The organism is Rhodoferax sp. TH121, assembly GCF_002251855.1.
Lineage (GTDB): Bacteria > Pseudomonadota > Gammaproteobacteria > Burkholderiales > Burkholderiaceae_C > Allorhodoferax.
Genome location: NZ_NOXW01000021.1, coordinates 232,062 through 258,126 on the forward strand (window position 1 = coordinate 232,062; position 26,065 = coordinate 258,126).

Genomic DNA, 26,065 nt, shown 5'->3' on the forward strand with positions numbered 1-26,065 from the left:
ATTGCTTGGGCCCGGTGCGCGATTCTAGGCGGATTGGGGGCAGGGCGGTATATGGATTTTTGTATGGGGGCCAAACAGGCGGCACACGGCGCCTTTCTACAATCGGGGCATGCATTCCCTCGCCGCCCCTGGCAACACTCCCCCCTTGTTAGAAAACCTCAACCCTGAGCAGCTCGCCGCCGTCACGCTGCCGGCCGAGCACGCGCTGATTCTGGCGGGCGCCGGGTCAGGCAAGACCCGGGTGCTGACCACGCGTATTGCCTGGCTGCTGCAGAACGGTTATGTCTCGCCCGGCGGCATTCTGGCGGTCACCTTTACCAACAAGGCGGCCAAGGAGATGATGACGCGGCTCTCTGCCATGCTGCCGGTGAACGTGCGCGGCATGTGGATTGGTACCTTCCACGGTCTCTGCAACCGCTTTCTGCGTGCGCACTACAAGAACGCGGGCCTGCCACAGGCCTTCCAGATTCTGGACACGCAGGACCAGCTCAGTGCCATCAAGCGCCTGTGCAAGCAGTACAACATTGACACCGAGCGCTTTCCGCCCAAGCAGTTGGGCTGGTTCATTGGCAACTGCAAGGAGGAGGGCCTGCGCCCCAAGGACGTGGTGGCCAGCGACCCGGACACGCGCAAGAAGATCGAGATCTACCAGCTGTACGAAGACCAGTGCCAGCGCGAAGGCGTGGTGGACTTTGGTGAGCTGATGCTGCGCTCTTATGAGCTGTTGCGCGACAACAAGCCCATCCGTGAGCACTACCAGCGGCGCTTTCGCCACATCCTGATTGACGAGTTTCAGGACACCAACAAACTGCAGTACGCCTGGGTCAAGATGATTGCGGGGCAGGGCAGTGATGGCCTGCTGAACGGCGACGGTGGCGCGGTGTTGGCGGTGGGGGATGACGACCAGAGCATCTACGCCTTTCGCGGTGCGCGCGTAGGCAACATGACGGACTTTGTGCGTGAGTTTGCGGTGCGCCAGCAGATCAAGCTGGAAGAGAACTACCGCAGCTACAGCAACATCCTCGACAGCGCCAACGCACTGATCAGCCACAACAGCCGCCGCCTGGGCAAAAACCTGCGCACCGCGCAGGGCGCGGGCGAACCGGTGCGCGTGTACGAGGCACCGACCGACTTTGCCGAAGCGCAGTGGATGGTGGACGAGATGAAACAGCTCATTCGCGACGATGTGGAGCGCAAGGAGATTGCGGTGCTCTACCGCAGCAATGCGCAAAGCCGCGTGATTGAAACCGGCTTGTTCAACGCGGGCATTCCCTACCGCGTGTACGGCGGCTTGCGCTTCTTCGAGCGTGCCGAAATCAAACACGCGCTGGCCTACCTGCGCCTCTTGGAGAACCCCAACGACGACACCAGTTTCTTGCGGGTGGTGAACTTCCCCGCACGTGGCATTGGTGCACGCAGCATCGAGCAGCTGCAGGACCAGGCCAAGGCCACGGGCTGCTCGCTGCATGATGCGGTGAGCCTGCTGCCGGGCCGCCCCGGCGCATTGGTAGGCGGCTTTGTCGCCAAGCTGGATGTGCTGCGCGAGCAAACCGCCGACAAGACCCTCAAGGACATCATCAAACTGATGCTGGACCACAGCGGCCTGCTGGAGCACTACCGCAATGAGCGCGAAGGCGAAGACCGCGTCGAGAACTTGGACGAACTGGTCAACGCCGCCGAAAGTTTTGTCATGCAGGAAGGCTTTGGCCGCGAGGCGCCGGGCATGGCTCAGCTGGTGAGTTCGCCCGATGCGCTGACCCAAAGCCCGGCCAGCCAGGGCCTGAGTGGCGAGGCGCTGGAGGTGCTGCCCGTCGACTTTGGCGACACCGGCGAAACGCTGTCGCCCCTGCAGGCCTTTTTGACCCATGCGGCGCTGGAAGCTGGTGACAACATGGCCGCCGCAGGGCAAGACGCCATCCAGCTCATGACGGTGCACTCCAGCAAGGGCCTGGAGTTTGATTGCGTGTTCATCACCGGCATGGAGGAGGGCTTGTTCCCCCACGAAAACTCCATGAGCGACCACGATGGCCTGGAGGAGGAACGGCGCCTGGCCTACGTGGCCATCACGCGTGCGCGCAAGCGCCTGTATCTCAGCCATTCGCAAACCCGCATGCTGCACGGGCAAACGCGCTACAACCTCAAGAGCCGCTTCTTTGACGAGCTGCCCGAGGAATGCCTCAAGTACCTCACGCCCAAACAGCAGCCTATGCCTGCGAGTGGCGGGTTCGGAGGCGGCTTCGGCGGCTCTGGCAATAGCTGGGGTGGCGGTGGATATGCTACGAATTCAGGAGCTGGTCGCGCATATTCCACGGGCTCTACAGGCCAGTTTGGTTCTTATTCTGCACCCCAGAAGGAAATCCCCCGCAAAGAAGAACCCACTGGCCTGCGCAAGGGCCAGAAGGTGTTCCACGCCAAGTTTGGCGAGGGCACGGTGCTCACGCTCGAAGGCGCGGGCGACGACGCGCGGGCGCAGATCAACTTCCCCCGCCACGGCACCAAGTGGTTGGCGCTGAGCGTGGCCAAACTCACACCGGTTCCTTGAACTGAAGCCTGAATTTTCAGAAAGCAGCCCATGAGCCAAGACATTGCCAACACCCCGCCCACGCCGTACTACGCGGTCATCTTCACCAGCCTGCGAACCGCGGTCGACGAAGGTTATGGCGACATGGCCGAGAAGATGGTGGCACTGGCGGCCCAGCAGCCCGGCTTTCTCGGCGTGGAGTCGGCACGCGACGGCCTGGGCATCACCGTGTCGTACTGGACCGACCTGGAGTCCATCCGTGCCTGGAAGGCCAACGCGGAACACCAGGTCGCGCAGCAACTGGGCCACGCCAAGTGGTACGCCGCCTTCAAGACCCGCATTGCCCGCGTGGAACGCGACTACGCGCTCTAAGTGTGTGAGTGATTTCGCCGCGCATGCGTGATCCCGCTTCCTCGTCGTCCCGTCCCTCGCTGCAGGTGGTAGCCGGGCGCTACCAGCTGCTGCGCAAGATTGGCAGTGGCGGCATGGGCGCGGTCTACCTGGCCAAGCAGCTCGGGGTGGGCAAGCAGGTCGCGCTCAAATTTTTGCCGGCCCATCTGTCCGATGACCCCCAGCTGCGCAAGCGCTTTGAGCGCGAAGCCGCACTGACGCTGGAGGTCAGCCACCCGGGCGCGGCGCAGCTGCTGGACACGGGCGTGGACGAGGACGGCCACCTCTACCTGGCGTTTGAGTATGTAGACGGCGACGACCTCTCCACCCTGCTGGACCGCGAGGGTGCGCTGGCCTTTGCCGACGCGCAGGAGATCGTCTGCAAGGTGGCCGAGACGCTGGCCTTTGCCCACGCCAAAGGCGTGGTGCACCGCGACATCAAGCCCGAGAACGTCCGCGTGCGGCGCGACCTGGCCGGCTGGCACGTGAAGGTGCTGGACTTTGGCATTGCCCGCGTGATGGACGAGATGGCCACGCGCCTGACCATGGAGGGCGGGGTGGCCGGCACGCCACGCTACATGGCGCCCGAGCAGATCAGTGCCGGGAGCGTGGATGCGCGTACCGATGTGTATGCCTTGGGGCTGGTGCTGTTCGAGGCCCTGAGCGGGCGCGAGGCCTTTGACCGGGACAACACCTCGCAGCTGCTGTGGGCCCAACTCAACGACCCGGTACCCCTGCTGCGTGACGTGCAGCCCCTGCGCGACTACCCGGCGCTGGACGCGCTGATTGCCCAAGCCTGCGCCAAAGAGCCGGGCGAGCGCATCCAGACCATGCAGGCGCTGGTGACTGAACTCAAAGCCCTGCACAGCCCGCAGTGGTGGGGCCATTCGGTGCCCGTGCGCCGCCGCCCGCGCCCCAGTTTTGCCCACAGCCCGGAGGCGTCGGGCAGTGATGCGCGTGAGCCCGTGCAACTGCCGCGCCCGGGGCGCAAGACCTTTTTGCAAATGCGGGCCAGTGTCTGGCTGGCCGTGTTGGTGGGTGTGTTGGCTGTAGGGCTGGCGGCCACAGCGCTGTGGGTTGCACTGGACCGGCGTGACGTGCCATTGCCCACTGCACCGGTGGTGCAGGCACCTCCCGTGCCGTTGCCTGCAGCCAGTGCGCCCGCAACTGCTACCGCCAGCGCGCCAGTCGCCTTGCCGGTGCCAACGGTCCCGGTGACGCCCCCAGTTTCTCTTTCGTCCTCCGCTACCGCGCAGCGACCTGCAGCTTCGCCGGCCAAGCCGTTGGCCGCCACTGCGCCGCCTCAAGCCGCGGCTGAGACAGACCCTGCCGAGCCGACTGCGCCTGCGCGCGTGGCGGGCGAGATGCCCGAGTGCCCGCAGCTAGGTGTGTATGACGATAGCCCCATGATCCGCATGACGGTCGCCCAGTTGGAGCAACGCGTACGTGCGGTGAAGTACATGTCGCCCTCCGTCATTGCCAACCAGCTAGTCACGCTCAAAGCCAGCGCAGATTCTTTTCACCGCAACTCCAGGGAGTGTCTCTACCGGTCCATGTTGATCCGGGTGGTCTTGAATGAAAAGGTGGTGCTGGCCTCCAGCCCCACGCTGTGGGGCCATAGCCGCGATGTGCCGGACCTGGAGCGCCTGTTTCTGGAGCAGCCGCTCAAGCAGGACTGGAGTCTGGCGCAGCGCAAGGATGTGCTGCGCCAGGTGGAAACCATCTTCATCGCCAATCTGCAGAAAGACGCGCCGGGCGACGACGTCTACTGGCGCCGCATGTACTACGGCATCCTTTTCGCCTGCGAGGCAGAGGATGAGGCCCGCAGCAAAGCGGGCGCCAAGCGCATCCCCGAGAACAGCTGCCTCAAGCTCAAGCCCTCGCTCTGATTTCAAGCCAAATCGGGATCTTGGCCTCGTGGATATTGCGCGAGCAGCTATCAAAAAAATAGCGGGCTGCATCGCTGCAGCCCGCCGGTGTTGCCGCCCCGCAGGGCGCGGCAAGTGCCTTAACTACCGATCACACCACCATCTTTTTTGGTGATCACGATGGTGGCAGAGCGGGGACGCTTGCCCGCGCCGTAACCCGCATTGGCAGGCCACTGGCTGGTGTACTTGGCAGGGTTGCCAATCTCGGCCATGGGCGTGTTCTCACCGGGGTGCTGGATGTTGATGAACATCGCTTTGCCGTCCGGGGTTTCGCACAGGCCGGTGATTTCGCAGTCCACCGGACCCACCAAAAAGCGCTTGAGGATGTCAGGCGACTGCGACTTGCCCATGTAGGTGTCGACACGTTTTTCGCTACCGTCTGCGCGCTTGTAGGCCAGGGACTTCTTGCCACCGTCGCCCACCTTGCCGGGAATGCCGGCCAGCAGCATGCAGTTGGTCTTGTCGGTGTAGGCGCTGTCGTCGGTCTGGATCCAGCACAGGCCGGTGGCTTGGCTGAAGGCGAGGCCGTCCGGGGCCGACATGTCGTTTTCGTCGGTCAGGTTGGAGAGGTTCACTTTGGACTTGTCGGCATCGGCCTCGGATGCGAACAGGTAAATGTCCCACTTGAAGGCGGTGTCGGCCGGGTTGGCCTGGGCTACGCGGATGATGTGGCCGTGTACGTTGCCCTTGCTTTCCTTGCTGCCCTTCATGTCGCTGTAGACACGCGGGTTTGCTGCGTCGGCACCCATGTCGCCATCCACGGTCCGGTTGCTATTGTTGGTCAGCGTCATGTAGAAGTCGCCGGTGCGGGGGTTGATGCCACCCCACTCAGGACGGTCCATCTTGGTAGCGCTCACGCCATCAGCGGCCAGGCGGGTGAAGATGGCCACGTCAGCGTCGGACTTGAATTCAAAGTCAGGGTTGGCCGCGACGATGGGGTTGTTCATCGACAGCTCGATCCAGGTGCCGGTGCCGTCGTCCTTGAAGCTGGCCACAAACAGTGTGCCTTTGTCCAGGTACTTGTCGCCCACGGCCATGCGGTTGCTGGCGTTGGCGTCGGCAGCGTCCCACTTGGCGGCGGAGACAAACTTGTACATGTATTCGCCACGGGAATCGTCGCCCATATAGGCCACGATGGGCTGGCCGGCTACGGCCTTGGCAAAGCTCACGCTCTCATGGGCAAAGCGGCCCAGGCCGGTGCGCTTGCGCACGGGCTGGCTGCCATCGTAGGCGTCCATCTCCACCACAAAACCGAAGGTGTTCATCTCGTTGCGGTAGTCGGCTTTGGCATTGGCGCCCAGCGCGCCGTTGTTCCAGCGAACGTATTTGTCTTCAGCGCCTGCGCTCTCCCAGCCGTGGCGGCTGGCGGCACCGGCGGGGCGGCCATAGCGCACCAGGCCCGCCACTTGTTTGTCCTTCTTGCCACGGCGCTCGTCGTCCTTCGCATCGCGGTGGAAGTAACCAAACCAGTTCTCTTCGCCCGACACAAAGGTGCCCCATGGCGTCTTGCCAGTGCCGCAGTTGTTCAGCGTGCCGCGGGCGCGGGTGGCGTCGGGGCTGAACTTGGTCACCAGGTGCTCGCTGCCCTTGGCCGGGCCGCTGATCAGCACCTCGGTCATGGTGGTCACACGGCGGTTGTAGTTGGAGCCGGGCTTGTAGGTCCACTGCCCATTTTGGGCTGCCACTTCCACCACGGACAGGCCGTGGATGGCGAGTTCCTTGTCCACCTCAGACGCAGGGCGGGGCAGTGTGCTGGTGCCGCCGTTGCTGTGGATGAAAAAGGAGCTGAGCTTCTGGTCGGTGGTGGCTTCGTGGTTCACGGCCAGCAGGGCGCGTGTGGTGCCGTTGGCCGAGGGCTTGCCGCTGGCGTCCAGGCCAAAGTACTCCATGCCGTCGTGGTGGTCACCGGCACGGTTGTCCCAGTCGGTGTCTGTGCCATCGTTCTTGAATGCGGCAGTGCTTGCCTTGAGCGGATCGCCGAGAGCGTAAATCACTTGCACGTTGTATCCGGCAGGCACTACCACTTTGTCGGCCAGGCTCTTGCCCACGGCGGCAAAGCCCAGGGAGGACAGAGGCGCGGTCATGCCAGCTGCAGCGCCTGCACCGGTCGATGCCGTGGCACAGCCAGTCAGCGCGCCAGCGCCGAAAAGCGAGGTAGCCGCAGCACCCATGCCGCCCAGCAACAGACCGCGGCGGTTCAGGCGGGCGGTCATGATGTGGTCGATGTGCGGGTTGGCGGTGGTGTTGGAGTCTTCGTTGTTGAAGATGTCGCTGGAAGAGCGGGTGGTATCGGTCATGCAATAGGCCTCAAGTTAAACAAGCCTGCGTAGCATGCGTCGGTGATGTTTCAGCTTTGTGACAAAGATGGCGCGCTCACGCGTATTGCAGCACCGGTATATTGCAAGGCCAACTACCTTGTACCGGGACTCCCACCATGAAAAAAACCTTGTGTCTGTTCGCCTTGCTGTGTGCCGGACTCGCCCAGGCCGCTGATGTGCCGGTGATGAATGTGCCCACCGTGAACCAACGCATGAAAGCCGCGCGGGAGGCCATTGCCAAAGCCGATTGGCGCAATGCCCAATACGAAACGAAAAAAGTAATTGGGGAGGAGCCGGGCAACGCCGATGCCCACAATTTGTTGGCCTATGCGTACCGCAAACAAGAGCGCCCCGATCTTGCGCGGGCGTTTGAGCATTACAAGATAGCCCTGAAACTCAACCCACAACACAAAGGCGCGCACGAGTACATCGGCGAGGCTTATCTCATGAACCACCAGCCCGAGATGGCGGAGCAACATCTGGCAGCCTTGGAGGCCATCTGTGGCAATCGCGTGTGCGAGGAATACCAAGACTTGGCGCAGGCCTTGGCAGCCTACCGCAAAGCCAGGCCCTGATGCCGCAAGGTCGCTTTAACGGGTCAGATTTTCGGCCGGGTGGGGCTGGTCGGGCTTTTCGTCCATATACCCTTTGCCATCCTTGACGCCCTTGCGTCCAAGCACCTGCCAGGCGGTGCGCTGGTCCACCAATTGGGCCAGAAACTCCAGTTCTTCATCGGTATGGTTCAGGGCCTTGGCCGGAGTCAGGCTGCGCCCTTTCTTGGGTTGTACTTCACCCCAGAAGGCTTGGTGGTAGTTGGCGCGGCTCACGGTTTTGTCGTTGCCTGCAAACATGTCGACCGTGCCGTAGCAGTTGCAGAAGTAGCTGCGTCCGCCCTGGTCCTCAAAAATCTCGGTGTAGACGCCGGTGCCGCGGATGCCGGCTGTCATGGTGGGCGTGACGATCTGGCGGTTGCTTCCCTTGCCCCAGACGCTGACCACGGCACCTGTGACCAGGCGCAGCAGGCTCACCGCATTGAGACTGGCCCCACGTTCTACCGTCAAGCGGGAGTTCTGGCGCACATGGAAGGCCGAGTTGCCAATGACAAACAGCAAGCGCGAGTCCGGCCCGGTGACAATTTCGTCACCGCTGAACACGCCTTGCTGGGGCAGCAGGCGCCGGCCATTGACCAGGGCATCCCCCACCAGTTCGACCACATTGCTGCGCGACTGGGCCTGCGCGGCAGCAAAGCCGCCCATGCTGGTCCAGGCGGCTGCGGCTTGCAAAAAGCTGCGGCGCTGGAACCATAGCACTTCGCTGTCGCTGCGGCCTTCAAGGGTGTGCTGGGTCATGCGGTGTCTCCTGGGCTGACTTCAAAGGTGTCGTCAAACGTGAAATAAAGCGAGGTGAAAAACATGGCCGCCATGGCCATGCCCATGGGAAGCAGTATGGCACTGACCAGCTGCGGGTTGCCCAGCAACGCAGACACGATGGCCACGGCCAGACCCATGCCCAAAAAGGCTGCCAGCCAGGTCAGACCAAACACGGTGAACGCCCAGAAATTGCGCGCGCAAGCCACCATGCTGAAGAACAGGCTCTTGACCGGCGAAATGCCATGCCAGTGCACCAGTGCCGGCGCATGCCAGAACAGCAGCGACAAGGGCAGGTACAGCGCCATGGCAGTCAGGGCCGCCCACTCGAAGTCACTTTGCATCAGCAGCTCGGCACTGAGTTCGCCGCCAACCAGGTACAGGCGGGCAAACTGCCCGCCGTCGACCAGTGCCGACAGGGCCATGACCAGCAAAAAGCCCATCGCATACAGCCCGCCCAGCACCAGCATGCCACGCAGCTGCTGCTGCCCGGCGCGAAAGGCGCTGACCAGCACTGTGGGCATGGGGAACTTGCCCTTGGTGGTCTCTTGGGTGGCGGCCATCAGGCCTAGCGTGGCCGCGGGCAACAGGGTCAGCGCCACGATGCTGCCCAGCACGGGCACCATGCTGAGCACCGACATGGCGGCCATGAAAAGGAAAAACAGGCCCGAGAGGGCCAGCGGTTGTTTGAAGAAGGTGCGCATGCCCATCTTCACCCATACTGCGCCCTGGCGGGCGGGCACCATACGCAGCTTCATGCGCTCACCGCCAGTTTCTGTTCCAGTTGGGCCAAGGTGAGTGGCTGGGCCACGCGCTGGCGCAGCACACGCTCAAAGTGGGTCGGGTCATGGGGTTTGAGCATCGAAGCCTCACGTGGCAAATACCAGTCCCACAAGCGGGAGATCCAGAAACGCAGGGCACCTGCGCGCAGCATGGCGGGCAGCAGTTCGCGCTCTTGGGGGATCAAGGGACGCACCGCGGCGTAGGCTTCTACAAAAGCGGCAGAGCGTTCCAAGTCGGCCGCGCCAGTGGGTAAGTCAATACACCAATCGTTCAGGCACACGGCCAGGTCAAACAACCAAGCGTCAGTGCCGGCAAAGTAGAAGTCAAAAAAGCCGCTCAGCACCGGTTTGCCTTCGTGGCTGTCAAACATCACGTTGTCGCGGAACAGATCAGCATGGATGGCGCCGCGCGGCAGGCCGGTGTAGGCGCTGCTGTCGGCAATGTGGTTTTGGTAGGCCAGCTCGGCTTGCAGCAGCTGGGCCTGGGCCGGTTCCAGGTGGGGCAGCACCACGGGCACGGTCTCGTTCCACCACGCCAAGCTGCGCAGGTTGGGTTGCTGCATGCTGAAGTCGCGTCCGGCCAGATGCATACGGGCCAGCATGGCGCCTACTTGGCGGCAATGCTCCAGGCCAGGCGCCAACTCGCTTTTTCCTTTGAGGCGGTTCACTACGGCGGCGGGTTTGCCGTTCAGGCTGTGCAGCACGTCACCGTCACGGTTGGCAGCGGGGTCCGGAACTGGCACGCCGTGGAAGGCCAGATGTTTCATCAGCCGCAGGTAAAACGGCAACTGCTCCGCACTGAGCCTCTCGAACAGGGTCAGCACATAGGGCGCCTGGTCGGTGGTGACGAAGTAGTTGGTGTTTTCAATGCCCCCCGAGCAGCCTTCCAGCGTCTGAAGGGTGCCGAGCTTGAGGGATGTGAGGAAAGTGCTGGCCTCGTCAAAGGAGACCTCTGTGTAAACCGCCATGGGGTAATTGTAGGGGGCCGTGAGCGCGGCATGGGGGCACCAATTCGCCGCCGGGCCGTCCCAAGGCGAATTCACCCCCTCGGGGGGCAGCGACCCGCGCAGCGGCGGAGCGTGGGGGCACAATACCCGGATGAGCGAAGCCCGTAAAACCCTGCTGCTGGTCGATGGTTCCAGCTACCTGTACCGTGCCTTCTTTGCCGGTGGCGAAACCATGAGCATCAAGCTGCCCGATGGCACGGTGCAAAAAACCGGTGCCATCCGCATCATGATCAACATGATGAACAGCCTGCGCAAGGAAGTGCCGGCCGACTATGTGGCCTGCGTGTTTGATGCCAAAGGCCCCACGTTCCGCGATGCCATCTACCCCGAGTACAAGGCCCACCGCGACCCCATGCCCGACGATTTGCGCAGCCAGATAGCCCCCATCCACGAGGTGGTGCGCCACCTGGGTTGGACGGTGTTGGACGTACCCGGTGTGGAGGCCGATGACGTGATTGGCACGCTGGCCGTCACGGCGGCGAACCAGGGCATCGAAGTCATCGTGAGCAGTGGTGACAAGGACCTGGCCCAGCTGGTGAACGAACACATCACTATCATCGACACCATGAACGGCAAGCGCCGCGACCTGGCCGGCGTGCAGGCCGAGTTCGGCATACCCGCACACCTGATGCTGGACTACCAAAACCTGGTGGGCGATACCGTGGACAACGTGCCTGGTGTGCCCAAGGTGGGGCCCAAGACGGCGGTGAAATGGCTGCTGGAGTACGGCTCGCTAGAGGCCGTAGTGGCCAACGCCGACAAGATTGGCGGCGTGGTGGGCGAAAACCTGCGCAAGACGCTGGACTGGCTGCCCACGGGCCGCTCGCTGCTGAAAATCAAGACAGACTGCGATCTGCACGACTGGTTGCCCGGCCTGCCTGCTATGGATTCGATAGCTATTGGCGCAGAAGATACGGGGGCTTTGGTCACTTTTTATGAGAAATACGGCTTCAAGGGCTTGGCCAAGGCCCTGGGCGGCGGTGACGCACCGACACCTGCAGCCAAGGCGCCCAAGACTGCCAAAGCGGCCGCTGCGGCCCCCGGCTTGTTTGACGAACCTACTGACGCTGGGGCCGAACCCGCGCCTCGCAGCAGCAATCTCCATTACGACACGGTGCTGACTTGGGAGGCTTTTGACGCCTGGCTGGCCAAGCTACAAGCTGCCGAGTTGGTGGCGCTGGACACCGAAACTACCTCGTTGGACGAGATGCGGGCCGAGATCGTCGGCATCAGCTTCAGCGTCGCGGTCGGCCACGCGGCCTATATTCCCTTGGCCCACCGCTACCCCGATGCGCCAGAGCAGCTCAATCGCGATGAAGTGCTGGCCAGGCTCAAGCCCTGGCTGGAAAACCCGGCAGCCAGAAAACTGGGCCAGCACATCAAGTATGACCGCCATGTGTTTGCCAACCATGGCATCGAAGTTCAGGGCTATGTGCACGACACCATGCTGCAAAGCTATGTGCTGGAAGTCCATCAGCCGCATGGCCTGTCCAGCCTGGCTGAACGCCACCTGGGGCGCAGCGGCATCAGCTTTGAAGACCTGTGTGGCAAGGGCGCCCACCAGATCAGTTTTGACCAGGTGGTCATTGCCAAGGCGTCGGAGTATTCCTGCGAAGACTCGGACCAAACCCTGGACGTGCACCTGGCGCTGTGGCCGCAGCTGCAAGCCGATGCCAAGCTGACCTTCATCTACGAACTCGAGATCGCCAGCAGCGAAGCGCTCTACCGCATTGAGCGCAATGGCGTGCTGATCGACGCGCCCACGCTGGCGGCGCAGAGCCACGAACTGGGCCAGCGCATTCTGCAGCTGGAGACCGAGGCCTACGAGATTGCAGGCCAGCCCTTTAATCTGAGCAGCCCCAAGCAGTTGGGCGAAATCTTCTTTGACAAGCTGGGCATGCCCGTAGTCAAAAAGACCGCCACCGGTGCACGCAGCACCGATGAAGAGGTGCTGGAAAAACTGGCCGAAGACTACCCGCTGCCCGCCAAGCTTTTGGAGCACCGGGGCCTGGCCAAACTCAAGGGCACGTACACCGACAAGCTGGCCTTGCTGGCGCTGCCGCGCACCGGCCGCGTGCACACGCACTACGCTCAGGCGGTGGCGGTGACCGGGCGCCTCAGCAGCAACGACCCCAACCTGCAAAACATCCCGATCCGCACCCCCGAAGGCCGGCGCGTGCGCGAGGCCTTTGTGGCCGCGCCGGGCTGCGTGATTGCCAGTGCCGATTACAGCCAGATCGAGCTGCGCATCATGGCCCACATCAGTGATGACCCGGCCTTGCTCAAAGCCTTCCACGACGGGCTGGACGTGCACCGCGCCACCGCGGCCGAGGTGTTTGGCGTGCCGGTGGAGCAGGTGAGCAGCGAGCAGCGCCGCTACGCCAAGGTGATCAACTTCGGCCTGATTTATGGCATGAGTGCTTTTGGCCTGGCGCGCAACTTGGGGATCGACAACACGGCGGCCAAGAACTACATCGCGCGTTACTTCGAGCGTTACCCCGGCGTCAAGAACTACATGGAGTCCACCCGCGCACTGGCCAAACAGCAAGGTTACGTGGAAACCGTGTTTGGCCGGCGCTTGCAACTGGCCGGCATCCAGTCTGCCAAGGGGGCGCAGTTGGCGGGTCTGGAGCGTGCAGCTATCAACGCGCCTATGCAAGGCACGGCCGCTGACCTCATCAAATTGAGCATGGTCAAGGTGCAGCAAGCATTGGATGCGCAAAATAGGGGCACCAAAATGATCATGCAGGTGCACGACGAACTGGTGTTCGAAGTGCCCGAGGTAGAGATAGACTGGCTCAAAACCGAGATTCCCCGCCTGATGGCGGGTGTGGCGGCGCTCAAGGTCCCCTTGCTCGCCGAGGTTGGGGTTGGCCCTAATTGGGACCAGGCCCATTAAGGTAGACGATGTGTTGGCGGCGCCCAGCGCCGCACCGATGTGGATAACTAAACTAAAGAGGTCGACGTATGGGACTCAATGGGCTGAAGATTGCCACCAAGTTGTGGGCATTTATCGTGCTGGTCATAGTTGGCATTTGTGCAGTGGCCATCGTAGGGCTGCTACGCAGTGCGAACATCTTGGCCGAAGGGCGTGAGAAACAGTCGCAGATGGAGGAGTTGGTGCAAATCTCCACCGAGTGGAATGGTTTGACCATGACCAATGCAGCGCGCAACCAGGCCATCATGCTGGCAGAGGGCAATGCGGTGAACGACTCGTTCAAAGAACCCATCAATGCGACCTCGGCCCAGATCAGCGAACTGCAGAAGAAAATCGAAGCCATGCCTTTGACCGATGCGGACAAGGCGCAGATGAAGAAAATCGGCGACCTGCGCAAGTCAGTGATTGATTTGCGTACCAAGGCCCGCGATGCCAAGACAGCCGGCAATCCGGATGAGGCGCTGCAAATCATGAACGGCCAATACCTGCCCGCGATGGCAGCCTACATAGGGGCCCAGAAAGAAATGGTGGAGTTGCAGAAGAAGCAACTGAACGAGGCCAAAGAAGAGACAGAGCGCCGCCGCGGTGCCAACTCAGTGGGCATCATGGTCGGCTTGGCCGTGATAGTGTCAGTGATTTTTGCGGGCACTGCCTGGCTGGTGCGCTCCATTCGCGAACCCCTGGCCCAGGCGAATGAATTGGCTGCTCGGATCGCACAGGGTGACCTGAGTTCCGTCATCACCACCAACCGGGCTGACGAGTTTGGTTCCTTGCTGGTGTCCCTGCGCGCCATGAATGAATCTTTGGCCAGCATGGTCTCGCAGGTGCGCAGCAGCACCGACAGCATTGCCATTGCCAGTGCTGAAATTGCCACCGGCAACAATGACCTCGCGCAGCGTACCGAGCAAACGTCCAGCAATCTGCAGGCCACCGCCTCCAGCATGGACAACCTCACCATTACCGTGCAGCAAAGTGCAGACAACGCCCGCCAGGCCAGTGCCTTGGCGGCCAGCGCATCCAGCGTGGCGCAGCGTGGCGGCGAGGTGGTGACCCAGGTGGTTAGCACCATGCAGGAGATCGACGCAAGCAGCAAGAAGATCAACGACATCATCAGCGTGATTGACGGCATTGCCTTCCAGACCAACATCCTGGCGCTCAACGCTGCGGTGGAAGCTGCCCGTGCCGGGGAACAGGGCCGTGGTTTTGCCGTGGTGGCCAGCGAGGTGCGCAGCCTGGCCGGGCGTTCTGCAGAGGCGGCCAAGGAGATCAAGGGCCTGATTGGCACCTCGGTCGAGAAAGTGGAGTCTGGCACCAAGCTGGTGACCGATGCGGGCGCCACCATGCAGGAGATTGTCCAAAGCGTGCGCCGCGTGGCGGATGTGATCGGCGAAATCACGGCGGCAGCCAACGAACAAAGCTCTGGCATTGCCGGTGTGAACCAGGCCATCGGCAACCTGGACCAAATGACGCAGCAAAACGCTGCGTTGGTGGAGGAAAGTGCTGCGGCCGCAGAAAGCCTGCGCGAGCAGGCCGACCGCATGAAGCAGGCGGTGGCTGTGTTCAAGGTGGGCGCTGTATCCGCGCATGGGGTGGCATTGGCCGCCGTGCCGGTACGCTCCTCGGTGCCCAAAACACCGCCTTTCAACGGCACGGAGCGCCGCGGGGCCACCGATGCTGGCCCTGCTGCCCGTGCCGCGGCCCCTCAAGCCGCAGCCAAAGCAACACCCGCGAAGAAGCCAGCACCCTCCACGCCGCCCCCGGTGGTCAACACCACCGCCAAGGTGGTACCCCATACATCGACGCGCATTACCCCAGCCGGTGGTGACGACGACTGGGAAACTTTCTGATCTGTCCCGGGTCTGCCAAAGACCCGCACACTGCACCCGCTTTGGGCTTGTGCCTACACTGCGGGCTGCCGTGTTTCAACCCAAGGAGAATGCCGTGTTGGATGCTTTGAAGAGTCAAGTCAATTCCCTGCTGCCTGGCAGCTCCACCGAAGAGGGCGCCACCCGTCGCACCGCGCTGAAGGCCGCGCTGGGCGTGGGCTACGCTGCCACCGCCATGCCCATCATGGCGCAGACCGCGATCAAGACGCCCACCACCGGGCTGGCTGCAGGCGAAGGCATTTTTGATGTGGATGGCTTTACCGTACCCTTCTATTACGCCGCACCCGAAGGCAAAAAGAACCTGCCCATCGTGCTGGTGGTGCAAGAGATTTTTGGCGTGCACGAGTACATCGCCGATACCTGCCGCCGCTTTGCCAAGGCCGGTTACCTGGCCATCGCGCCCGACTTGTTTGCGCGCCAAGGCGATGCCAGCAAGTACACCGACATTGGCAAGCTGATTGCCGAGGTCGTCTCCAAGGTGCCGGACGACCAGGTCATGGGCGACCTGGATGCCGCAGTGGCCTGGGCTGGCGAGAACGGTGGCAACGTGAAGAAAGTCGCCGTGACGGGCTTCTGCTGGGGTGGTCGCATCACCTGGCTGTATGCCGCGCACAGCAAAAACGTCAAGGCCGGCGTGGCCTGGTATGGCCGGCTGGTCGGTGCCAGCAATGCCGTCAACCCCAAACACCCGGTGGAACTGGCCGCTTCGCTGAAGGCACCAGTGCTGGGCCTGTACGGTGGGCAGGATGGTGGTATCCCGCTGACCACCGTGAACGAAATGAAAGAGGCCTTGGCCGCGGCCAAGGGCAACGTGGCCGCCAAGGCCTCGGAGTTTGTGGTCTACCCGCAGGCGCCCCACGCCTTCCACGCCGACTACCGCCCCAGCTACCGCAAAGAGGCAGCTGAGGACGGTTTCCTGCGTGCACTGGCCTGGTTCAAGGCGAAGGGCGTGGCTTGATCCTGCTTGCGATTGTGATGGGCACCTTGGCGGCCGGCATTGGAAGTGTCTGGTTGGCCGCTGCCCTGAGTTTTGGCGCGCTGGGGCGCTACACCCAGCACATGCTGAGCCTGGCGGCCGGGGCCTTGATGGCCACGGCCTTCATGCATTTGCTGCCGGAAGCCTTTGAGAGCCAAGCCGGTGCGCGCGACCTGTTCCTGGTGCTGCTGGTGGGACTGGTTTTCTTCTTTTTGCTGGACAAGGCCGAGCTCTGGCACCACGGCCACGAGCACCACCACCACGGCGATACGCACACCGAAGATGCCCACGCGCATGCCCATGCGCACCATGGCCACGCCCATACTCACACGGCGCAGCCCGATCGGCCCATGGCAGGCACCTGGGCTGTGCTGGCCGGTGACAGCGTGCATTGTTTTGGCGACGGGGTGCTGATTGCGTCCGCCTTCATGGCTGACCTGCGCTTGGGCGTGATTGCCTCTTTGGCCGTGTTGGCCCACGAAGTGCCACACCACATGGGCGACCTGGTGGTGCTGCGGGCGGGTACCGCCAGCCGCCGTGCCGCGCTGACCAAAGTGTCCCTGGCCGGTGCGGTCACCGCCATCGGTGGTTTGACCGGATATTGGCTGGTGGAGCAGTTGCAGGACTATTTGCCATTTTTCTTGGTCGTGGCTTCCAGCAGCTTCATCTATGTGGCGCTGGCTGATCTGATCCCACAGTTGCAAAAACGTCTGAGTGCCCGCGAAACCACCGCCCAGATTGCCTGGTTGATGGCAGGCATTGCGCTTGTCACGGTGGTGAGTGGCTTGGCGCACGCCCACTGAAGCGGTGGTGATGTGGGAGTGGCAACTCAGCGAGAGTGAGGTGTCCGATGCGCAGCGGCGGGCCGATAGCGTAACGCTGCATTTCTCTGCCGTGACAGCACGCATTCTCGGTATGCAGGCGGGGGAGGGACCCTCTGCCTGGGGCTATGCCCAAGGGCTTGTTTTGGATTTGCACCAGGTTCAGGTCGCGCAGTGGGAAGGTTTTGCGGCTGGGCGCATCGCGCATGGGCGCCTGTTCCAAGCAGGGAAACTGGTCCCATCTCTCCCCGTGCCTGCGCAAGAAAGTGTGGCTAGCGTGTGGGAGCTGCGCTTTGCCAACGGCGCCCTGCTGGTGCTGGCGGCACAGGCTTGGCAATGCCGCTTTGCAGGCGAGCCGCGTTTCCGTGAGTCCTACGCCTGCTGACACCCATAACCCCGTCTTGAAATGGGTTTCTTGGCTTAGTTAAATCAAACGTTTGATTTAACTAGCTATACTCCGCGGCATGTCCGCAGTCCCCCATCCTGAACCTGGCTCGTCCGCTACCCTGGCCAAACCCTTGCGTAGCGACGGGCAAGAAGCCCGCACCCGCTTACTGGATGCCGCCCTGGTGTTGTTTGCCGACAAAGGCTTTGCCAAAACGTCCACACGTGAGATTGCTCTGACTGCCCAGGTCAATGTGGCCTCCATCAGCTATTACTTTGGCGACAAGGCCGGCCTCTACCGCGCGGTATTCACCGACCCACGCAGCAACCCCAGTATAGAGCCAGCCAGCATCGACCAGCCCTCGCAAAGCCTGGCAGAGTCTTTGCGCGCGATGCTCAACACCTTCACCGAGCCGATGAAAAATGGCGTGGCCATGCAAAACTGCATGAAGCTGCACATCCGCGAAATGTTGGAGCCCACCGGCCTGTGGCAGGCCGAAATCGACAACAACATCAAGCCCGCCCACCTGGCACTGGTGCAGACCCTGTGCCGCCATCTGGGTGTCACACAGCCCGACGACGATGTGCACCGCCTGGCGTTCTCCATTGTCGGGCTGGGCATGATCCTGCACGTGGGCAGCGATGTCATCCAGGCCATCCGCCCGGCGCTGATTGCTTCACCCGCCGCCATTGATGCCTATGCAGACCACATGCTGGTCGCCGCCCTGTCCATGGTGGAAGGCGAGCGCCAGCGCCGTGCCGTGCCTACCCAGCCCTGATTGTTCTTACCTACTCTGTCCCACGACCATGCATTTGCCCCACGCCCGACGCACTCTTGGACTGGCCACCCTGTCCATCCTGACCCTGGCGCTCGCCGGTTGCGCCATCACCATGCCTGCCACCCAGGTGGACGCCCCGGTCACCGCCCAATGGCAAGCGCCGCTGCCCCACCAGGGCACGGTGGGCAGCCTGGCGCAGTGGTGGCAGCAGCAGGGTGACCCGCTGTTGGTGGAGCTGATCGAGGCCGCCCAGACCGTGAGCCCCTCGGTGGCCCAGGCCATGGCCCGTGTGGAAACCGCCCGCGCCCAGCGCACCACCGCCAACGCGGCGCTCTTGCCCAAGGTCGATGCCTCCATCGCGGCCAGCCGTGGCGTGAGCCAACCCAACGTGCCGGCGGCCACCACACAAACCATTGGCCTGCAGGCTGCCTGGGAGCTGGACCTGGTGGGTGCCAACCGCGCGGTGAGCAAGGCGGCCGATGCCCAGCTGCAAGGCATCCAGGCCCAATGGCACGACGCCCGAGTGGCCGTGGCGGCCGAGGTGGCTAACACCTACTACAGCCTCTCCACCTGCTACCAGCAACTGGACGTGGCGCGCAAAGACGCGGCCTCCCGCCAGGAAACTGCGCGCCTGGCCGACATCAGCGCCAAGGCCGGCTTCACCGCACCCTCGGTGGCAGCCCTGGCCCGCGCCAGCGCCGCCGATGGCAGCAGCCGCGTGACGCAGCAGACCGCAGCCTGCGAGATTGACACCAAGGCGCTGGTGGCCCTGACCGGTGTGCCCGAGGCAGATTTGAAGCAAAAACTGGCCTCAGCCCTCACCAAACCTGCGCAAGCAGCTCCTGTTTCGATAGCAAGCGTGCCGGCCCAGACACTCACCCAGCGCCCCGACGTGTTTGCCGCCGAGCGTGAGGTGGTGGTGGCCAGTGCCCAGGTGGGCAGCGCCAAGGCCCAGCGCTACCCACGCCTGACCCTGAGCGGCAATGTGGGCGCCCTGCGTTACAGCAGCATGGGCACCGAGACGAATCTGGACACCTGGTCCTTCGGCCCCTTGGCACTGACGTTGCCGATTTTTGATGGCGGCGTGCGCAAGGCCAATGTAGTGGCCGCCGAGGCCAGCTACACCCAGGCCGTGGCCGTGTACCGCGCCAAGGTGCGCCAGGCCGTGCGCGAGGTCGAGGAGGCCCTGGTCAACCTGCAAAGCACCGACGCCCGCAAACAAGATGCCGAAGTTTCCACCCGCGGCTACGCCGAATCTTTGGCGGCCACTGAAGGCCGCTACAGCCAGGGCCTGGCCAGTCTGGTGGAGCTGGAGGACGCGCGCCGCACGGCACTGGCCTCGCAGTCAGCCCAGCTGGCACTGGCATTGGAACGCAACCGCGCCTGGGTGGCCTTGTACCGCGCCCTGGGTGGTGGCTTTGAGCCCGCTCCCTGAATTCCCTGTATCTGATTGATTTTTAGCGAGACCGCACCATGAACCGTCTTTTCAACCGCTTCTCTTTTCAACCACTGACCCTTGGCCTGGTGGCTGCAGGCCTGCTGACTCTGGGGGGCCTGGGCCTGCTGGCCACGCGCAGCCAGGCGGCCGATGCCGCTGACCCGGCCAAGCCCGGTGCGGCCACTGCCGCCAAGCCTTCGCTCACTGTCACCACCATCCAGGCGCAGAGCGGCGTGCTGCCCATCAAGCTGGCAGCCAACGGCAGCGTGGCCGCCTGGCAAGAAGCCAGCGTGGGCACCGAAGTGAATGGTCTGCGGGTGCAGGAGTTGCATGCCGCCGTGGGCGACAGCGTGCGCAAGGGCCAGGTGCTGGCCACCTTTGCGGCCGAGAGCGTGCAGGCCGACGTCGCCCTGGCCCGGGCTGCCGTGTCGGAGGCACAGGCCAACGCAGCAGAGGCCCTGGCCAACGCCGACCGCGCCCGCGCCGTGCAGGGCACCGGGGCCCTGAGCGCCCAGCAGGTCAACCAGTACCTCACTGCCGAACTCACCGCCAAGGCGCGGGTCGAGTCGGCCAAGGCCCAGCTCGACGCGCAGCTGTTGCGCCTCAAACACACCCAGCTGCTGGCGCCCGACAACGGCATCATTTCTTCGCGCACCGCCTCGGTGGGCTCCGTGGTGGGTGCCGGTACCGAAATGTTCAAGCTGATCCGCCAGGGCCGCCTGGAGTGGCGCGGTGAGGTGACATCGGCCGAGCTAGGCCGCATCACCGTGGGCACCCATGTGGTGGTCACATCGCCCACCGGCGCGCAGGTCAAGGGCCGCGTGCGCATGCTGGCCCCCACGGTCGATGCGGCCACCCGCAACGGCCTGGTTTATGTGGATCTGGCAGGTGCGGTAGCTGGTGGCAAGACGGCCCCAGGGGCCTTCAAGCCCGGCATGTATGCACGCGGCGAGTTTGAGTTGGGCAGCTCCGGTGCGCTGACGGTGCCGCAGACGGCGGTGGTGGTGCGTGATGGCTTCAGCTACGTATACCGCGTGGGCGCGGATAACCGCATTGCCCAGCTCAAGGTGCAGACCGGCCGCGTGGTCGGTGACCAGATTGAAGTGCAGAGCGGCGTGAAGCCCGAAGACAAGCTGGTAGCGACCGGTGGCAGCTTTCTGAGCGAAGGAGACCTCGTCAAGGTGGTTGAGGCCCCCAAGGCAGTTTCCAAGCCAAATATGCCCGCAGCCCCTGTGAATGCTGCGCCAGCAGCTAGCAAATAAGGAGCAAGCCAGATGAATGTTTCTGCTTGGTCGATCAAGAATCCGATACCGGCGGTCATGCTGTTTGTGCTGCTGACGTTGGCAGGCATCATGTCCTTCAATGCCATGAAGGTGCAACAGTTCCCCGATCTGGAGCTGCCTACCGTCACCGTGTCTGCCAGCCTGCCGGGTGCTGCACCCGCGCAGCTGGAAACCGAGGTGGCGCGCAAACTGGAAAACGCCATTGCGCCGCTGCAGGGGCTGAAGAACATCTACACCCGGGTCTCGGATGGCAATGTATCGGTGACTGCCGAGTTCCGTCTGGAGAAGCCCACGCAAGAAGCGGTGGACGATGTGCGCAGCGCGGTGCAGCAGGTGCGCAGCGATTTGCCCAGCGATGTACGTGACCCCATCGTCAGCAAGATGAACCTGTCGGGCGCGCCCATCCTGGCGTTCACCATCCGCTCCAGCAATATGGACGATGAAGCCCTGAGCTGGTTTGTGGACAACACTGTCTCGCGGGCGCTGCTGGGCGTGCGGGGGGTGGGCTCGGTGGCCCGTGTGGGTGGGGTGACGCGCGAAGTGCAGGTGGCGCTGGACCCGCTCAAGCTGCAGGCGCTGGGCGCCACGGCGGCCGACATCTCGCGCCAGCTCAAGCAGGTGCAGACCGAAAGCGCAGGCGGCCGTGCTGACCTGGGCGGATCGGAGCAACCCATGCGTACCCTGGCCACGGTGGCCACGGTGGAAGAGTTGTCGCAGCTGGAGCTGAGCCTGTCCAGTGGCAAGCGTGTGCGCCTGGACGAAGTGGCCACCGTCAAAGACACCGTGGCCGAGCAGCGCAGCATGGCCTTGCTCAACGGCAAGTCCGTAGTTGGCTTTGAAATTACCCGCAGCAAAGGCGCCAGCGAAGTGGAAGTGGGCGCCGCCGTGCAAAAAGCGCTGGCCGACCTGAAGGCGCAACACCCCGATCTGGAACTGACTCAAGCGTTTGACTTTGTGACGCCGGTGCAGGAGGAATTTGATGCCTCCATGACCATGCTGTACGAAGGCGCTGTGCTGGCCGTGATCGTGGTGTGGTTCTTCCTGCGCAGCTGGCGTGCCACGCTGGTCTCGGCCGTCGCGCTGCCGCTGTCGGCCATCCCCGCGTTCATTGGCATGAACTACATGGGGTTCACCACCAATATCGTGACGCTCCTGGCGCTCTCGCTGGTGATCGGCATTCTGGTGGACGACGCGATTGTGGAGGTGGAAAACATTGAGCGTCACCTGCGCATGGGCAAGACACCCTACCAGGCGGCGATGGAAGCGGCCGACGAAATCGGCCTGGCCGTGATCGCCACCACTTTTGCGCTGATTGCCGTGTTTTTGCCTACCGCCTTTATGAGCGGTGTGGTGGGCAAGTTCTTCAAGCAGTTTGGCTGGACGGCGGTATTTGCCGTGTTCGCCTCGCTGGTGGTGGCGCGGGTGCTCACGCCCATGATGGCGGCCTATCTGATGAAGCCGTCCACCCACGTGCACGAAGAGCCAAAGTGGATGCCCTTGTACCTGCGCATGACGCGCTGGACGTTGGGCCACCGCTGGACCACCATGTTTGCAGCGATTGCGTTTTTTGTCGGCTCGCTGTTTTTGGTGCCGCTGATTCCCAGTGGGTTTATTCCGCCGGACGACAACTCGCAGACCCAGGTCTATGTGGAACTCCCCCCGGGCAGCACGTTACAGCAGACCTACGCCGCGGCCGAACACGCACGTGACCTGGTGGGCAAGGTTGCGCATGTGAAGAGCATCTATACCACCATCGGCGGCGGTGCCGTGGGTTCCGATCCGTTTGCTGGCGGCGCGACCAATGAAGTGCGCAAGGCCACGCTCACTGTCCTGCTGGACGAGCGGGGCGCCCGACCCGTCAAGCAGGTGATCGAGAGCCAGATGCGTGCTGCGCTGGCCGAGTTGCCGGGTGCCCGTTTCAAGGTGGGCCTGGGTGGGTCGGGTGAGAAATACCAGCTCGCACTCAAGGGCGAAGACCCGGTGGCGCTGGCGCAAGCTGCGGCCGCGGTGGAGCGCGACCTGCGCAAGATCCCCGGTTTGGGCAATATTTCATCGAGTGCCAGTTTGACGCGCGCCGAAATCGCCATTCGCCCTGACTTTGCCAAGGCGGCCGACATGGGGGTGACCAGCAGCGCAATTGCCGAAACCCTGCGTATTGCGACCGTGGGTGACTACGAGTCGGCCCTGTCCAAGCTCAATCTGAGCCAGCGCCAAGTGCCCATTGTGGTGAAGCTCGACACCGATGCGCGCCAGGACCTGGAGCTGCTGGGCCGCCTGATGGTGCCCGGCGTCAAGGGCCCAGTCATGCTGAGCCAGGTGGCCGCGCTCGAAATGTCGGGTGGCCCTGCGGTGATCAGCCGCCTGAACCGCGTGCGCAATGTGAACTTTGAGGTCGAACTCTCTGGCGTGCCGCTGGGCGAAGTGACCGAGGCCGTGGCCAATCTGCCCAGCATCGTCAACATGCCGGCCGGTGTGCAGCAGTTGGAGGTAGGTGATGCCGAAGTGCAGGCCGAGATGGTGGCGGGTTTTGGAATGGCCATGTTGACCGGCGTGCTGTGCATTTACATCGTGCTGGTCCTGCTGTTCAAGGACTTCCTGCACCCCATCTCCATCATCCCCGCAGTGATCTTGTCTTTTGGCGGTGCCTTCATGGGGCTGCTGGTGACGGGCAAGATGCTGTCCATGCCGTCCTTCATCGGTCTGGTGATGCTGATTGGGGTGTCCACCAAGAACTCCATTTTGCTGGTGGAGTACGCCATCATGGCGCAGCGCGAACATGGCCTCTCCCGCTTTGATGCGCTGATGGATGCCTGCCACAAACGTGCGCGCCCCATCATCATGACCACCATTGCCATGGTGGCCGGCATGCTGCCGCTGGTGATTGGTCTGGGCAGTGCCGACAACAGCTTCCGCGCCCCCATGGCGGCAGCGGTGATTGGCGGCCTGATTACCTCCACCATCCTGAGCCTGTTGGTCACGCCCAGCTTCTTCACCATCGTGGATGACATCGAACACTTTGTGGGCCGCATCAAGGGCAAGGTGCTGCGCCGGCCTGCCGCACCAGCAGTCTCGGCCGTGGCGGCCGAGACTCACTGAGTTAGCGTTAATCGTCAGCGTCGCTGTGCGGCGCTGGCGCCACGCGCGGCAGCGTGATGGTGACAGTGGTGCCTCCGCCCAAGGTGGAAACGACGCTCAGGCTGCCCCCTAGCGTGGACTTGACCAGGTTGTCCACGATGGACATGCCCAGGCCCGTGCCCCCGCTGCCAATGCGCGTGCTGAAGAAGGGCCTGAACATCTTCTCCAGCGTCTCGGGCGCAATGCCGCGGCCGTTGTCCTGGCAGACCAGGGTGGCCGAGTCGGCACTGGCGCTGGCCCGCAGCCACACGCTGCCCTGGGCCATGCCCTCGAAGGCGTGCAGGTAGGCGTTGTTCACCAGGTTGATGACCACTTGGCCCAGCGGCCCTGGGTAGCTGTCCATGTTGATGTCCTCTGGCACCTCCAGCGAGACCGTGTGGGCTTCGCGCTTGAGGCTGGGTGCCAGCGTGTGCAGCACCTCGCCCAGCACCTGGCGCAGGTCAAACTCGCGGCGCTGCTCGCTGGCTTGGTCGGCCGCCACCTGGCGAAAGTTTTTCAGCAGCGCTACGGCACGCTCCAGGTTGCGCATCAGCAAAGCGTTGCCCTCGCGCACCTGGGTGATGAACTCGGTCAGGGTGGAGCGGCGCAGCGTCCCTGCATCCAGCTGGGCCTGAAACTGCTTGGCCTGATCGGCCAGCGTGCTGGCTGTCATCAGGCTGTTGCCCATGGGGGTGCCCATTTCGTGCGAGACGCTGGCAATCAGCGTGCCCAGGGTGGCGCGCGCCTCGCTGCGGGTGGCTTCTTCCTGCATGCGCTGCTCCAGGGATGCATTGAGCTCACGGATGCGTTCCTCAGCTTCCTTGCGCTCGGTGATTTCGAGGTTGGTGCCACCCAGGACAAGCGGCTTGCCGTCTGCGTCGCGTTCCAGCAGTCGGGCTCGGGAGCCAATCCAGATCCAGTGGCCCCGCTTGTGGCGAATGCGGTACTCGTAGTCAAAGTGGGGGGTCTTGCCGGCATAGTGCTCTTCCAGTGCTGTGAAGAACCTGCTCAAGTCGTCCGGGTGCGTTAGTTCGAGCCACCGCGAGTACAAATCGGGCCCCAGCTCCTCGACGCTGTAGCCTGACATCAGGGCCCAGCGCTCGCTCGCCTGCAGTATCCGGGTGTTGTAGTTAAATTCCCACGTAACCACGCCGGTGCCGTCCATGATGTTCTGCAGGCGCTGCTGCTCCAGCGCCAGCGCCTCGCGCGCGCGGGAGGCGCGGTGCCGCGCGGACTCTATGCTGCGCCGGTAGCGCTGTGCCCGCCAAACGGCGGCCATGATCAGCCCGGTGAGCAGCAGGCCTGCGCCCAGCACATAGGGCGCGTAGCTGGAGGTCAGGTCGGCATAAAACGCAGAGCGTGGGTGCAGCACCACTTGCCAGGGACGGGTGGCGACGTCCAGCGCCACCACAAAGTCGTTGTGCGCAGAAACGGCGCGAGGGGCGTGAGATTCGGCTCCCTCCGTTGCCGGGCCTATGCGGGTGTAGATCGCCTCACCCGTGGCGCGAGCTGCGCCCTCCAGGTCGTAGACCATGAGGTCCATGCCAACCAGGTTGGCGCGGTTGCCTGCATCGCGCAGCAGGGCGTGCAGGGGCACGATGGACTCTACAAACCCCCTGTGGCGCACGATGGCGTCGGTGGTGGCGTCCCGTTCGTAAACGGGGGCAGCAATGGCGATCGCAGGGACCCCGGCACCATCGTGGCTGGGGCTGACCACCGCAAACACCGCGGATGCCACGGGCCGGCCAATCACGCGGGCCTGCTGTTCATGGGACGCCTCGCTGCCGCCGGCGGGCACCCAGCGAATGGCTGAGAGCGTGTGCAAGTCGGCCATCACACGGCGGCTCAGCAAGTCCAGTTGCTTGCGCTGCACCTGGGGCTGGCTCTCCAGCACCAGACTGATGTTGTGGGCGGCCTCCACCGTTCGGTTCACGTCCAGCTCCAGCACATCTTGCACGGTGCGTGCGCTGGCCGTGTGGATGTTTTGCAGGCGCAGTGCCTCAGTCTGTCGCAAGCTGCCAAAGGCCAGCACACTGCACAGCGCACCAATGCCAAGCACCGCAGCCAGCACCGCGGCATCAGTCAGCGGCTTGCTGCCTGGGCTGTGCGGGGGAAGGGGCTCGGGCGCCATTT

At 63.4% G+C, this 26,065-nt stretch carries 18 protein-coding genes; 13 read left to right on the forward strand and 5 right to left on the reverse strand.

The window, feature by feature from the left end; genetic code table 11:
* Positions 1–109: 109 nt before the first annotated feature.
* The 3 genes from CHU94_RS11125 to CHU94_RS11135 are packed head-to-tail and all read left to right on the forward strand — an operon-like array spanning position 110 to position 4,800.
* Positions 110–2,542 (forward strand): UvrD-helicase domain-containing protein, encoded by a 2,433-nt coding sequence (locus CHU94_RS11125; RefSeq protein WP_094479810.1) that lies wholly within the window; start codon positions 110–112, stop codon positions 2,540–2,542.
* A 30-nt stretch (positions 2,543–2,572) separates the two neighbouring features.
* Entirely contained in the window at positions 2,573–2,893 is a 321-nt protein-coding gene (locus tag CHU94_RS11130; protein ID WP_094479812.1) for an antibiotic biosynthesis monooxygenase, read from the forward strand.
* A 23-nt stretch (positions 2,894–2,916) separates the two neighbouring features.
* Positions 2,917–4,800 carry a serine/threonine-protein kinase gene (locus CHU94_RS11135; RefSeq protein ID WP_094479814.1) on the forward strand — a complete coding sequence of 628 codons (1,884 nt, stop codon included), beginning with the start codon at positions 2,917–2,919 and terminating at the stop codon, positions 4,798–4,800.
* A gap of 119 nt (positions 4,801–4,919) precedes the next feature.
* Here the strand turns inward: CHU94_RS11135 and CHU94_RS11140 are convergent, their stop codons facing one another.
* Entirely contained in the window at positions 4,920–7,136 is a 2,217-nt protein-coding gene (locus CHU94_RS11140) for a PhoX family phosphatase (protein WP_094479816.1), read from the reverse strand.
* Between the two features lie 137 nt (positions 7,137–7,273).
* Here CHU94_RS11140 and CHU94_RS11145 point away from each other — a divergent pair, with 137 nt between their 5' ends.
* A complete protein-coding gene (locus tag CHU94_RS11145; protein WP_094479818.1) occupies positions 7,274–7,732 on the forward strand; it encodes a hypothetical protein in 459 nt (152 codons plus the stop codon).
* Positions 7,733–7,747: 15 nt separating this feature from the next.
* Here the strand turns inward: CHU94_RS11145 and CHU94_RS11150 are convergent, their stop codons facing one another.
* From CHU94_RS11150 to CHU94_RS11160, 3 genes are read right to left on the reverse strand one after another with little or no spacing between them, the layout of a single operon-like run.
* Entirely contained in the window at positions 7,748–8,506 is a 759-nt protein-coding gene (locus CHU94_RS11150; RefSeq protein WP_094479820.1) for an iron dicitrate transport regulator FecR, read from the reverse strand.
* Positions 8,503–9,282 carry a BPSS1780 family membrane protein gene (locus CHU94_RS11155; RefSeq protein ID WP_094479822.1) on the reverse strand — a complete coding sequence of 260 codons (780 nt, stop codon included), beginning with the start codon at positions 9,280–9,282 and terminating at the stop codon, positions 8,503–8,505. Before CHU94_RS11155 ends, CHU94_RS11150 begins: the two co-directional genes overlap by 4 nt.
* Complete coding sequence (locus CHU94_RS11160; RefSeq protein ID WP_094479824.1) at positions 9,279–10,274, reverse strand: homoserine kinase; 996 nt, start codon at positions 10,272–10,274, stop codon at positions 9,279–9,281. The genes CHU94_RS11155 and CHU94_RS11160 overlap by 4 nt, the downstream gene beginning before the upstream one ends.
* A gap of 130 nt (positions 10,275–10,404) precedes the next feature.
* Here CHU94_RS11160 and polA point away from each other — a divergent pair, with 130 nt between their 5' ends.
* From polA to CHU94_RS11205, 9 genes are all read left to right on the forward strand, one after another.
* Complete coding sequence (polA, locus tag CHU94_RS11165; protein WP_094479826.1) at positions 10,405–13,212, forward strand: DNA polymerase I; 2,808 nt, start codon at positions 10,405–10,407, stop codon at positions 13,210–13,212.
* Between the two features lie 68 nt (positions 13,213–13,280).
* Entirely contained in the window at positions 13,281–15,098 is a 1,818-nt protein-coding gene (locus tag CHU94_RS11170; protein ID WP_094479828.1) for a methyl-accepting chemotaxis protein, read from the forward strand.
* Between the two features lie 94 nt (positions 15,099–15,192).
* Complete coding sequence (locus CHU94_RS11175) at positions 15,193–16,095, forward strand: dienelactone hydrolase family protein (RefSeq protein ID WP_176451997.1); 903 nt, start codon at positions 15,193–15,195, stop codon at positions 16,093–16,095.
* Positions 16,092–16,916, forward strand: coding sequence for a ZIP family metal transporter (locus CHU94_RS11180; protein ID WP_094479832.1), 825 nt, complete (start codon positions 16,092–16,094; stop codon positions 16,914–16,916). Before CHU94_RS11175 ends, CHU94_RS11180 begins: the two co-directional genes overlap by 4 nt.
* Positions 16,894–17,319 carry a hypothetical protein gene (locus CHU94_RS11185; protein ID WP_094479834.1) on the forward strand — a complete coding sequence of 142 codons (426 nt, stop codon included), beginning with the start codon at positions 16,894–16,896 and terminating at the stop codon, positions 17,317–17,319. Before CHU94_RS11180 ends, CHU94_RS11185 begins: the two co-directional genes overlap by 23 nt.
* Positions 17,320–17,398: 79 nt before the next feature.
* The gene (locus tag CHU94_RS11190) at positions 17,399–18,097 is read left to right on the forward strand and encodes a CerR family C-terminal domain-containing protein (protein WP_094479836.1); all 699 of its coding nucleotides are present in this window, start codon (positions 17,399–17,401) and stop codon (positions 18,095–18,097) included.
* A 28-nt stretch (positions 18,098–18,125) separates the two neighbouring features.
* The gene (locus tag CHU94_RS11195; RefSeq protein ID WP_094479838.1) at positions 18,126–19,532 is read left to right on the forward strand and encodes an efflux transporter outer membrane subunit; all 1,407 of its coding nucleotides are present in this window, start codon (positions 18,126–18,128) and stop codon (positions 19,530–19,532) included.
* 38 nt (positions 19,533–19,570) lie between these two features.
* Positions 19,571–20,797 carry an efflux RND transporter periplasmic adaptor subunit gene (locus tag CHU94_RS11200; RefSeq protein WP_094479840.1) on the forward strand — a complete coding sequence of 409 codons (1,227 nt, stop codon included), beginning with the start codon at positions 19,571–19,573 and terminating at the stop codon, positions 20,795–20,797.
* A 12-nt stretch (positions 20,798–20,809) separates the two neighbouring features.
* Positions 20,810–23,914, forward strand: a complete 3,105-nt coding sequence (locus CHU94_RS11205; RefSeq protein WP_094479842.1) for an efflux RND transporter permease subunit — start codon at positions 20,810–20,812, stop codon at positions 23,912–23,914.
* 7 nt (positions 23,915–23,921) lie between these two features.
* Here CHU94_RS11205 and CHU94_RS11210 read toward each other — a convergent pair whose 3' ends face one another.
* Entirely contained in the window at positions 23,922–26,063 is a 2,142-nt protein-coding gene (locus tag CHU94_RS11210; RefSeq protein ID WP_094479844.1) for an ATP-binding protein, read from the reverse strand.
* Positions 26,064–26,065 lie beyond the last annotated feature (2 nt).

Bases quoted from the DNA above. Each gene is read 5' to 3' on its own strand.
- CHU94_RS11125 (WP_094479810.1), top strand. From the start codon at position 110: ATGCATTCCCTCGCCGCCCCTGGCAACACTCCCCCCTTGTTAGAAAAC.
- CHU94_RS11130 (WP_094479812.1), top strand. From the start codon at position 2,573: ATGAGCCAAGACATTGCCAACACCCCGCCCACGCCGTACTACGCGGTC.
- CHU94_RS11135 (WP_094479814.1), top strand. From the start codon at position 2,917: ATGCGTGATCCCGCTTCCTCGTCGTCCCGTCCCTCGCTGCAGGTGGTA.
- CHU94_RS11140 (WP_094479816.1), bottom strand. From the start codon at position 7,136: ATGACCGATACCACCCGCTCTTCCAGCGACATCTTCAACAACGAAGAC.
- CHU94_RS11145 (WP_094479818.1), top strand. From the start codon at position 7,274: ATGAAAAAAACCTTGTGTCTGTTCGCCTTGCTGTGTGCCGGACTCGCC.
- CHU94_RS11150 (WP_094479820.1), bottom strand. From the start codon at position 8,506: ATGACCCAGCACACCCTTGAAGGCCGCAGCGACAGCGAAGTGCTATGG.
- CHU94_RS11155 (WP_094479822.1), bottom strand. From the start codon at position 9,282: ATGAAGCTGCGTATGGTGCCCGCCCGCCAGGGCGCAGTATGGGTGAAG.
- CHU94_RS11160 (WP_094479824.1), bottom strand. From the start codon at position 10,274: ATGGCGGTTTACACAGAGGTCTCCTTTGACGAGGCCAGCACTTTCCTC.
- polA (WP_094479826.1), top strand. From the start codon at position 10,405: ATGAGCGAAGCCCGTAAAACCCTGCTGCTGGTCGATGGTTCCAGCTAC.
- CHU94_RS11170 (WP_094479828.1), top strand. From the start codon at position 13,281: ATGGGACTCAATGGGCTGAAGATTGCCACCAAGTTGTGGGCATTTATC.
- CHU94_RS11190 (WP_094479836.1), top strand. From the start codon at position 17,399: ATGTCCGCAGTCCCCCATCCTGAACCTGGCTCGTCCGCTACCCTGGCC.
- CHU94_RS11195 (WP_094479838.1), top strand. From the start codon at position 18,126: ATGCATTTGCCCCACGCCCGACGCACTCTTGGACTGGCCACCCTGTCC.
- CHU94_RS11200 (WP_094479840.1), top strand. From the start codon at position 19,571: ATGAACCGTCTTTTCAACCGCTTCTCTTTTCAACCACTGACCCTTGGC.
- CHU94_RS11205 (WP_094479842.1), top strand. From the start codon at position 20,810: ATGAATGTTTCTGCTTGGTCGATCAAGAATCCGATACCGGCGGTCATG.
- CHU94_RS11210 (WP_094479844.1), bottom strand. From the start codon at position 26,063: ATGGCGCCCGAGCCCCTTCCCCCGCACAGCCCAGGCAGCAAGCCGCTG.